This window comes from Vibrio aestuarianus, from assembly GCF_012395185.1.
Classification (GTDB): Bacteria; Pseudomonadota; Gammaproteobacteria; order Enterobacterales; family Vibrionaceae; genus Vibrio; species Vibrio aestuarianus.
Map to the genome: position 1 here is coordinate 1 of NZ_JAAZTU010000056.1, position 11,319 is coordinate 11,319.

Consider the following 11,319-nt stretch of genomic DNA (forward strand, 5'->3'; position numbering starts at 1 on the left):
GATCAGAAAAGCAAAATTACCATTAATCATTTTGGCTGTAATTGGTTTGATTAGCGCAGGATTAAGCACAGAATTAGCGATTTACGTTGCAATGTTTGTTGCAGCAGTAGGCGTTTTAGCCCTTGCAGCAGTAGGCGTTTATAAACTTGTGGTTGGAATTTTTGACATTATCACAGGAACAGTTAAAAAAGCATTTTCCATTTTAATACCATCATAAATAAAAAAACGATGGAATATAAACCAGCTTTGTTATCTGGTTCAATTTTTTGCGCCTAAATTTTATTCTTACTCCTTTCTATCTAACCCAAAAAAACAACGCTTATAATACGTTGATTTTCTGTATTTTTCTCCTTAGAACTACTTTAAACAAGTCTTAGGAAACTGTGTGTGAACTTGATATAAATCCTCACTCTTATCTTCATCAATTTTAAAAACAGCTTCAAAAATTGGTTCTTTTTTCGATTTGTTGAGCTTCACAGGCTTTTCAAAGATAGATACTCTTTTACCATCAATCTTAGTTCCACCTGATCTTTTAAAGATACTAAAACTAAATTCATCATTACCTAAATCTTTAAGCTGATACATCTTACCAGAGCGACCAGAAGAATTATCTTTTTCACTGTAAAAACGATAAACACTATCATCATTTTCTAGATCATAAGTAGAAACTAACATAGGTTTACCAAAACCTTCATTGAAATATACTCCGAAATTTAGATCTGGTTTAAAGTAGATAGATTTATACTTAAGTGTTTCTGAATTTACTTGTTTAAGATACTTACCGTTTATGTCGCTTGAACCTGTAAGAGCAAGGTTTGCTTTATAATCATTAACACATTGTTCTGTGTATAGACTGAAATCTATGTCTTGTGCTTGAACAGTGCCGACCAAGGCACTAATCAAAACGATTGTTGTAACTTTTACTTTCATATTATTATTCTCCTTTAGATATATTTTTATCATATCTGGCCTATGTGAAAATGCAAATCACTTTCCCAAAAGTTTCTTTGCTGTCTGTGCATAGGATTTTGGATCTTTATCAATATTCTTATATTCAGATTTTTGTTTTGTGTTGAATTTATTAATTGTGAAATATATCAACCAGATAAATGCAAATGCATATATGAATTGTAGAACAACATGAATCCACAAATAAGTTATTGCTGTTAATAAATTATAGTTATTTGTTAGTATCCAAATATTATCTAATATTTCTTGCATTAGGACTGCAAAGATTGAAGTTCCCACGATAGGTAAGATTATTGATGCTGAGATTGTGCTTGCATTGAACCAAAGCTCATTAACTTCATCAGCTAAAGAAACAGTTTCAAATTTCGCATAAAAGACAGAAAAGAACTTTATAAATATTCTGATTACTTTGCTTGCTAACATCGGAAACCACATTGAAAAGATTATTGAGAACAAAACGATTAATAAAATAGGTTCAAGAAATGATATGAAAATCAGAAGAACACCTAAAGTTTCAAGCTTTGATATTTTATCAAGAGGTTTACCTTGGTCTTTGAACTTTTGTTTCAAGTAACTTGTAGAAAATTTTATACCAGTTCCAAGCGCAAAAATTGTTGCTTTGTTGTTTTGCAAGGAAGCAATTACATTTGGGAAAACAACATAATCTTCACCGTTATAATATCCATTCAAAAGTTTTGGATCAGTTACCCACGCATAATCTTTTAACATTTGAGAAGCAAAGCTAGTCGCATCATCGAAGAACGGCTGGATTTGGGAATTGAGATATGTGAAGTAATCATCGGTTGATTCTATATGGTTGTAATGCGTAATTTCATCATCAGTATCAGAACCGTTGTAGAAGCTTGATTTTGTGGGTTTAGTTGAATTAATTTCGCCTAAACGCTCGTTTATTGAAGAAGTGTAACCATCATCTTGATTTTCTACTTTCATCGTTGTTAGAGCTTGATCAAACAACGATGTTAGATACAACTCAGAATCAGATTGTGGAAGATTCTTGATCATTATCTCAGATTCAAGGATTGCTGAATAATCTAAAACAAACTCTTCAACCAATTCAGAAAAACTTGTTTCAAATTCTTCTAATGAAGGAGCTGATTCTGTATCAATGTATAAAATACCAAAATCATCATAATCACGACAAAAAGTTTTATACTCAGTTTGTTCTAAACCTTTATCTTCTAGTTCTTTACATTTAACTTCATGAAATGTATTGGTTAAATCTGATATTTTGATTGCATATTCATTTAGCAAAGTAGGAACTAACGCACTATCACCGTGAAAATACTGAGAACCGCAGTCAATTAAATTACCATCAAAAAGATTAGAGCAGTAAGCGACAGAAGCAGAACTTAACATTCGATTACCTAGATCAGAAATTGTTTTATGCTTGTTCATCTCTTCAAATTCAGAGATACAATCGAGCAATGGATCGGAGATTTCGATTCGTTCTGGCACATAGTCTTTTGGTCTATCAATAATAGGAATATCAACTATTATGTCGTTCTGACCATATGAACTCATTTTTTTTGTTTCATAAGCGGTAACACACATTTTAGTGTTTACCATAGATCTTGTTACACCAATGATTTTATTTGCGATTGTAGATTGATTAGCTTCTATCGCTCGTTGTTTTGCAATATCTGATTGTTGTTTAACTTTGTTATATACTTCCAAGGGTAAAATAATATTTTTTTCAATACCAACATAACCAGTATTTATAACCTTTTTACTAATTTCAATGTCTGAAACGATTGTCGCAAATCCAAACATCAATGAAGCCCTGATTATTGTATCAATGATTTTTTTACTTTTATGACCTCTAACCTTTGGGTTTAATGATTCATATAATCTAAAACCAATAAGAAAGGCGAGTATCGCTGCATTGAAATACATCATAAAATCAAATGCTTTTTTTAAGTCAGAAGGGACATCCTCAAGTATTTGGCTATTTAAAGCATTGTTTTCTGTTTCTTTGGAAAGTTCAGTTTCTAAACATTCTTGTGCATCTTCAACAATAGATTTAATATTTGAGTCAGAAGAATAGTTACAACTATCTATACGAGCTGAATCACCAAATCTTTCAGCGTGTGATAAATTCATGCTTAGAAGTAATGTGAGTATTATAATAATTTTATTCATGTAGAGTATTCCTTTGTTGTATTCAGAATTACCATATGATTAAAATATTTCAATTTAGATATAATTTAAGGCAAAAAAAAGACTGCAAATACAGTCTTTTTAATTTCAATCACTATGTAAAAGTTTTAATCTTTTTTACCGTTTTTGGGATTGTTTTTATTTATACTATCTAACAAATCATCTATATCTTTCTTATCTTTGTCAGACCTTACTCTAAAAGATACTTCTTGTTTTAATTCTGGGGATTTTAAATCATCTTTAGATTCTTTAGATTCTTTAGATTCTTTAGATTCTTTAGATTCTTTAGATTTCTTAGAATCAGGTTTGATTGGAGTATCTGATTCATTATCAATTTTAGAATTCACAGATTTGTGCTGTTGAACATTACTCTTCATCGCTGCCTTTTTCTTTTCTAAATTCTTCTGTCCCATATTTTTCATAGAGTTTGTTGGTGCATTTGCAATTTTACCTAAGTTGTCCTTAACGTCATGCAGTAGATAACCACCTACAGCGGCAGCCATAGCATCAGATGATTCTCTGCTTGTCGGTGCTTCAGTTTCAAAAATCTTATGAATATAATCTTTAGTATCAACAATTACTGATGGTATGAACTTGATGAAGTAGTAGATCATAGATATTGCTAATGCTATTACAATTGCAATTTGAACGAAGATGATTGTTTCTACATCAAAATATTTAATGAATAAATCGTAGATTGCACCGCCATATGAAGCTGTTAGAAAGTGATAGAATAGAGCTGTTAATGGTAGTATTACCATAATGCTGATACCGAATGATTTAAGTAATTTTATCGCTTTATCGAAATTTATAAGTTTTTCAAAAGCATCTTCTTCATCATAGTTTGTTACTACCACAATTAAGTTTCTACACATTAATAGAACGACTAGCGGAGGAAAAACAAAGATAAACACAACACCGATTAAGGTAACTAAAAATAGTAAATATAAATCACCGATGGAAGGAACAAGGGTGCTTACCTTTAAACCAACTGTGATTGCACCAGTAACGACTAACGAAGGTGTTACTATAGTGTTGTCGATAGCGTCAGCACCATACATGATTGCACACATAGCTTGCCCTACCAGACCACCTTTACTCATCTTCATTGTTCCACCCACATCAACAGACGTTAGATCACAAATCTCTGCCCCTGCGGTAGCTCCTATTTTAAATGCTGTAAGGTATAAAGTAGTTTGCATGAATTGTTGTTGAAGACCAGAAGCAACTTGAATTGCATTCGCTACACATTTTCCATTAGGATCAAGAACGGGGCAAATCGGTCTTATCATTTCAGATAAGTTACCTTTTGCTTCAAGCTTCCTTTTTGTCTCTAACTCATCTAAAGCATAAGCTGTATCTTTGAAATACTCGCTCATATCAAAATACGTTAATCCTAAAGAAGAGATGATTTGATCCAAATCTTGATGTTCAACATTTTCATAAAACTTATCGAAGTTGAAGTAGACTTGTTTTTCTAAAGTGTCTTTATACAAGTAACCCAGATCAAACTCAGCATAGAAACTATCTTCTACAGTATTGAATGATTGCATCAGTTTTTGTTTCAAATCAGTGAAGACCAAATGTGTATTAACTGTTGATTGGAATGATGTATCTAATGTGTTTAGGAAATCTAAAAGCAATTCGTTATTTAAATCAGGTTTATCAAGAATCAATTTAGTGCTTGCATTGTCCATCGCAGTTAACCACAACATCACAGCTCTGTTTCTTTGGTCAATTTCTTTTTCTAGTGATTTTAGGTCTGCTGGATTTGCACCTGCAACAAGCTTATCACCCACGAATTTATAACAGTGTGCTTCTGATTGACCTCCGAAAGTGCCTAAAGTATGTAAAGGTTCATCAGCGTAATCATTGTAGATGTTCGCATAATCAACTCTATCTTGATAACGATTACCCGAACCACTATAACCATCCGTTCTGATGCAGTCTTTTTCTAGTGCTAGACGAGAAGACTCATTTACAAAATCAAACAAATAGTAGTATCCGATCTCGTATTTATCATCGACATAATCAATCTCAGAACCGTTGCTAGGTTTGTATCCTGCTAACGTTGCGTTTTTGAATTGTTGAGCTGCAACCGCTGATAAAGTTATTTGATCTATAGAAGACATATCATCAATTGAGAAATTAAAAATATCACCCATTCTCATTGTATGACTTGCTTCCAGTGTTTCGTAACTTGAAGTTTCTTGTTCATCAAGATTATTCGCATCAGCATCCTTAATTGCTGCAAGTGCAAGTTGCAACTCTGATTCAACTAACTGAACATTTTCAGAAGCTTTTTCAGAAACTTTTTCTAATAGTAAATTTGCTTCTCCTGCTTTTTTGTCGAATGCAGCTTTCATCTCTTGAGTTATATTTAAATCAGTCGCCATGTCTGCTTCAGGTAAACCTTCAAGGAATCTTGTAATTGTCGTGGAAGTTTTGGAATGATTGTTTGCTGTAATAGTCTCTTTACCAAAATGATCAGAACAATTCCATTCAGACGTGTCTCCGCCCGTTTTCATTTCAGCAGTAACAGGAACGTAAGAAAAATTGAAATTCATAACATGAATTTTCAACTCTGAATTTGTCTCAGCTCTATCAAGTTGCTCACAATGTTTTCTGTATTCATTGTATTCTTCGAACGTAGGCCATTTTGTATTTGATTCATCACCCATAATTGTCGCATCAAGAGCCATACGAGTTCCAAACAATCTTTTTCTCAAATGATGTTTTGTAACTTCATTCTTTAGTGAAGTCATTTGAACTGATGCAGCAAGAAGAGCGTTTGTTTTATGTAATGCAGGAGCAATATCTTCAAAGTTCGCATTCTTAACTGCTTCAAAATCATCGAATGCTGCATTCTCTAAACTGATGTGGTTCGTCCAACCGTCAAGCCACACGAAAACGTAAACTAAGATAGTTGTAAAGTTATACATCAAATAAGAAATCAAACCACCTGCGACTGTGAATAGACCGCCTTTCATATAATCTTTTGTTGTTAGTGCCATAATACCAACGACTGTAAAATACGTTGCAACGATTCCTGAGAATATGATCGCACACCATTGGATGAATGTTTTGTTGACGTTTGTTTCAGGCATTGCATCTTCTACATCTTGATACCTATGAGTTCCTTTCTGAATAAGTTTCTTTGAAAACTTAACATCATCTTTTGTTGCGAATAGTTCAATCTCAGAAATAAGCTTATCTGCATCATTGACGTTATCACATGGTTTAAATGCACTGTAATTATCTAAATCACTTTTGAGAAAGCCATTTTGTAACTTCATGGTGAATTGTGTAGCAGGGATACAATTTTGTATCTCCCCAGAATCAGCGTTAGCATTTGTTGCTAATGTAATTAGCGACATAAATATAATTATTAAATGTTTCAAAATAATATCTCCTTGTTAATATACTAAATAAAACATACGCAGAGATATTTACAAGAAACGCAAAATATGAATTAAAGATTTTACTTTAAACAACGCAAAAGATAGATTTCATACTCTGAAATATTTTTGTGCTAAATAATGTTTTTTCTATAACCTTTAAGATCAGGAAAAACACAAAACCAAAAGCTAGAGTTATAAACCTCAGATTTCTCGAAATCTGAATAACTCCGAGGATTGCATATAAAAGATTTTTTAGAAATTAGGGCAAGACAACACTTTCCTACTCTATAAAATACAGAGAGTAGCTTCGCCCCTCTATGTTTTATTTTCGTTCCAAGTGAATTAAAGTAATAACAAACATACTTCCAAATCACTTCGTTATTTTCCCTATATGTTTACTATTATTTACTCCCTTCGGTCGGTGTTTGGTTCTTTTTCTATCTTTATTCTATATGCATTATTTGATCTTTTTCTGAATTGTGATTATTTAGATATTAGGGGATTAAAACAAATCATATTGAAAAAATAGGAGATAAAAATATGAAGAAATTTAGCGCAGTAAAAACTCTAGAGAAAGTGTTTAAAGCAAAAAGCATCAAACCAGTTCAGACATTCAAAAAAACAAGATATGACGAGATGAAAGAACAGCTTTCAATGCTTACAGGGATGATTGATTCACAACCAGAAGATAAGAAACAACGTCTAACTACTATGATTGATTCGTTGATAAAGAACGACTTCAACGAGTTCAACAAAGCTCTTTCTGATGTTAAAGGGACCCAGGGAATTTCAACATCATCAAGCTTGTATCACCACTTCTTTTCAAAGTGCGAAGAGCTAGTAAGGAAGGACGAAGAACTGATTGGAAACAGCAGCAAAGAAGCTGAGAAAAACGAATCTGTAGAAATTGATAAGCTACTCCAAACGCTCAAATTCAAGATTAGAAGCTTGCTTGATTGTTTAATTATTATAGAGATTTTTTCAAAGAGAATGAGCGAAGCAGACAAGCAAAAACTGTTAGATTACATAAAGGCTTTTTCAACAAAATCAGTTGATAAAGAACAGGTGTAACCTATGGCTAAATCAAAACACAAGCCATTTAACTACTCATCAAATCCGCACGAAGAAACGTTATATAACGACTTGGTGAAAGAGTTAGGTTACAAAAAACGAACTACTTTTTTCAAAGATGTTCTTCACTACAAACCTATCATTCTAACTTCTACGGAAGTCGGTGATTATGCAAATCAGGAACTTAAATTCAAACCTAATGCTGTGCAGATTCAGCAACTCGATAACTTCTTCATAAGAAATTACAAGTCTTCAGAATATAAAGTTATCGAGATTGATAGCAACAGAAAAATTGACGACTTAATACAACTCTTAAAGTCGATGAAAGCAACACATCATCAATTAAGTGATGTGTGTTTAAAGCTACTAACTAAGATATTAGTTAAGTTTGATTTTGAAGTTGGTGCGCCTAAAATCACACCATTGCCACACGATAATGAATTGAAAAAATCAATACTTGTCAGACTAAAATCGGCTAAGGAAAAACAAGGTAAACGAACTCAACAAAAAGTGGTGATTGGTGATTTAACGTCTGTTGATGAACAAGTAAATTCACATCCGTTGAATCAAGAACAGATTGATCTGAGTCCAATTCTTCAATCACTTTTAGATTCTATCGGGGCGATTGAAACAGTTAAGAATGGGAATGGAAACTGTGAGTTTCTTGATGCTAAAAAGAAACAATTAGAGAAGATGATTAAGACTCTATCAAAACCAAAAACGTTCTATTTCAATCACGATTTGGTTTTCGATAAACTGAAAAATATCAATATTTATACCTACTCGCACGATCCTGAGAAGCTTGATTTAATCACTCAATTCACATCAAACATGAGCGACTTAAACACCAGCATTAAAGACTGTCATTTGAAGTTTAATGACGAAAAAGCAACAGCCAAGGACAAAATTAAAGCGGTTTTTGATCTTAGAAAAAAACTCAAATCTGTTACTCTTAATCAAGTGGAACTGCTTCTGTAAGAGCAGTCGATAACATCAGTTTTAGTTTTAGAAAAAGCTCATTATCGGAATCTTCCGTTGAAAAGTTAAACCTGTCATTGGTTGCTGTGTTAAACCTCTTCAAATAGTAATCTAAGAGTGGATCATACTTCTCACCATGAACCCAAGAGTAGAACTTTCCTAGTTCATAACTTAGCTCTTTCCTTAATGCTGATTCAGGAGAAATAAGGTGTCCATTATCAAGATCTTCAATGTTAACTTGTTGAAGATTTTTTTTGATTTCTTCAATCAACGGGAGAAGTGAATTTTTGTAAGATGACTCGATAACTCTCAATTCTGGATCATCAATACTTGCTTCAAAGATGATAATTAAGTCACCAATCACACCGTTATAATAATCATTATCTAGCCTTGCTTTTGATTCATCTCTCAAGATGTAGAGCATTTCAAGTGGGTCTGATTGAGTGGCAATAGGCTTTTTAGATAACTCTATCTTAAATTCTTCAAAAAGCTGATTAATTTTAGATGATATAACGTCAAGGTAGTTATATCGTTTGATTAAGAAGGCGCTCAATTCAGAGGCGTTAAGGTGCATAGGTAAATCAGCTTCACCCACCTTGTTACTGTATAAATGGACAGTTAATTCACCACTGTTCATATGACTATCAAAAGGCCAACTTGCAAACCGTTTACTGCCAGAGTTATTCAAGTTTACAGGGTGAGCACCAAAGCAAGCCCTGATAGATTTGAAATAGGTATTATCATCTTCTTCATCAAAGAGCCGATCTGAAAAACATTCTCTATCACCAGAAAAAGGAAGTGTTTTAGGATTAATGAATACTCGATGGAGTTGAGTAATTGATTCAGAAACAAGGTCGATTGAAGAGATCAGCGAAAACATACGCATGACACGAACATCAATGTTGTCGTCTTTGTCTGGTAGGTTTTCTAAGTGCCTTACAGAAACAGTAAGCCAATCCATACATGAACAGATTAAGTTCCATAGATTTTTGCCGTTTCGGTTCTGGTATTCTTGGCAGATGAAATGTGAGTTAGAGTTAACCAAGTCTCTAAAGTCCGAAATTTTATCATCGCTAATATCTATTTTCATTTATGAAGTATCAACCCTATGATTTATTGACCAATGTTATCACACCTGTCTTGAACAACACCGTTTGTATTACCTTGAAGTGCAGTGATCCTTTTAGCTCTTTCACACTCCCATTGTTCAACAGGATACATCTTGTCCCACGCATTCATGAGTTGTCGTTGCGATTTGCTCATACTGTAACGACTATACGTGGATTCCATATAAAGATAAGTTCGAGCGATACGACCCCTTGCGCTTTCAGGTGGTTCTGCTTTGCGGTTTTCGATCTTCATTTCACAAGAACCAAAATCACTTTGTTCATCAGGTAGCATCGTGAAGTTGTAGTTGCTTCTTAAGGCATTCACAGCACCAATAGCAGGGTATAAGTTAAACATATCAGCTTGCATATAACGATATTCTTTATTCACCTTCTCAGCGCATTTACGACCTTTAAAACTCTTTCCTTTGCTACTAACACACTCCTTATTACCTTCTCGCCACTCAGAGAAGGTTCTACCGAAGTTTTCAGCAGGAACAACGTGTTCCCATTCTATTTTTTTAGAACGCTTAACGTATTTATCTGTGTGAAATCCATCAGGAGGCGTAACCAGTTTTTTACTATCGAATTCAGCACCGCAGTATAAAGTAACCCTATGATCGGCATATACCTCCCGTTCAAGGGTTTTCTTAGCTTTACTGAACGAGTCAATGGTTTGGTTTGCAGCTAAAGATGATAAAGGAGTAAGTAGCAGTAGGGCAAAGATAGAAGAGGTTAGTTTTTTCATATGATGAGTCCGTATCATAGCGAATGTGTTTTAAAATAATATCAACTATAGCAGGGAAAGAATCACCTTTGCTGATTGTATTATAATATTTTTCAAGGTTTGCTATTTACAAAGCTCTAAAATAATGTTCAATATAAATATAACATTTTAAGCAGATGTTATATTTCTTTGATAAGTGTAACCTTGTAAAAAAAAACATCTCCTAATTGAGATGTTTTTTTGTTCTAAATTTCAAACTAAATACAATGGTAAGAAGTGCCACATTCACTACAAGTCATTACGATCTGATCATCTTGACTACACAAATCGCTGATCACTGATAGTTCATAATCGTGTTCAAGTAGACCTCCACATTCGCACTCATTTTCATCATGTTCTTCTTCATTTTCGTTGTATATTCCTGCTTCTAAATCTGTAATGAATCCCATATCATTCTCCTTTCTTATTGGCTTCTCATTAGTTTCTAACGCTTCGTTTTTGATTCTGTTCAATGCTATAGCATAGATAATCACACTGAATTTCAATGCAGGTAAACCGATAAGAACTACCTCCATAAGACTATTGGAAGTCATAATCCTTGGCGAGTATGACCAAATAAACAACAGGTCAAAAAAAGTTACTATAATCATTGCTTGAGTGATTAATTTGTTTTCTCTAAGTAGACTTTTGAAAGGGAATCTCTCTGATGTATAGATATGAAAAAGACCAATTACAGATAACTGTATTATGATGAAAGATGGCTTAACATCTATCAAGTTCTCTGATTTTACATTCGTTAAAATCAATGCACCAAATAAACAGTATAGAAATGAAATTAACATAAGCGTGGGTGTTTCCTCTTGGCACATCGTTTTATATAGTTCAGAAG

The 11,319-nt window shown here is 33.3% G+C and carries 9 protein-coding genes; 3 read left to right on the top strand and 6 right to left on the bottom strand.

Annotated elements, in window-relative coordinates; translation table 11 throughout:
* A partial coding sequence (locus tag HGG78_RS17755; protein WP_172533679.1) for a hypothetical protein occupies nucleotides 1-217 on the top strand: 217 nt, incomplete at its 5' end.
* A gap of 140 nt (nucleotides 218-357) precedes the next feature.
* Here the strand turns inward: HGG78_RS17755 and HGG78_RS17760 are convergent.
* From HGG78_RS17760 to HGG78_RS17770, 3 genes are all read right to left on the bottom strand, one after another.
* Nucleotides 358-930 (bottom strand): hypothetical protein, encoded by a 573-nt coding sequence (locus HGG78_RS17760; protein ID WP_172533680.1) that lies wholly within the window; start codon nucleotides 928-930, stop codon nucleotides 358-360.
* A gap of 57 nt (nucleotides 931-987) precedes the next feature.
* Complete coding sequence (locus HGG78_RS17765; RefSeq protein ID WP_172533681.1) at nucleotides 988-3,129, bottom strand: hypothetical protein; 2,142 nt, start codon at nucleotides 3,127-3,129, stop codon at nucleotides 988-990.
* 125 nt (nucleotides 3,130-3,254) lie between these two features.
* A complete protein-coding gene (locus HGG78_RS17770; RefSeq protein WP_172533682.1) occupies nucleotides 3,255-6,548 on the bottom strand; it encodes a hypothetical protein in 3,294 nt (1,097 codons plus the stop codon).
* A gap of 540 nt (nucleotides 6,549-7,088) precedes the next feature.
* On the opposite strand from HGG78_RS17770, the gene HGG78_RS17775 reads away from it, so the two are divergent.
* Together HGG78_RS17775 and HGG78_RS17780 are read left to right on the top strand one after the other, a co-directional pair.
* Nucleotides 7,089-7,619, top strand: coding sequence for a hypothetical protein (locus HGG78_RS17775; protein ID WP_172533683.1), 531 nt, complete (start codon nucleotides 7,089-7,091; stop codon nucleotides 7,617-7,619).
* 3 nt (nucleotides 7,620-7,622) lie between these two features.
* Nucleotides 7,623-8,597 (top strand): hypothetical protein, encoded by a 975-nt coding sequence (locus HGG78_RS17780; RefSeq protein WP_172533684.1) that lies wholly within the window; start codon nucleotides 7,623-7,625, stop codon nucleotides 8,595-8,597.
* Here HGG78_RS17780 and HGG78_RS17785 read toward each other — a convergent pair.
* From HGG78_RS17785 to HGG78_RS17795, 3 genes are all read right to left on the bottom strand, one after another.
* Nucleotides 8,572-9,687 carry a hypothetical protein gene (locus HGG78_RS17785; protein ID WP_172533685.1) on the bottom strand — a complete coding sequence of 372 codons (1,116 nt, stop codon included), beginning with the start codon at nucleotides 9,685-9,687 and terminating at the stop codon, nucleotides 8,572-8,574. The genes HGG78_RS17780 and HGG78_RS17785 overlap by 26 nt on opposite strands.
* A gap of 23 nt (nucleotides 9,688-9,710) precedes the next feature.
* Nucleotides 9,711-10,451 (bottom strand): endonuclease, encoded by a 741-nt coding sequence (locus HGG78_RS17790; protein ID WP_172533686.1) that lies wholly within the window; start codon nucleotides 10,449-10,451, stop codon nucleotides 9,711-9,713.
* A gap of 236 nt (nucleotides 10,452-10,687) precedes the next feature.
* Nucleotides 10,688-11,319: hypothetical protein (locus tag HGG78_RS17795; protein ID WP_216835660.1), on the bottom strand; the 632-nt coding region annotated here is incomplete at its 5' end.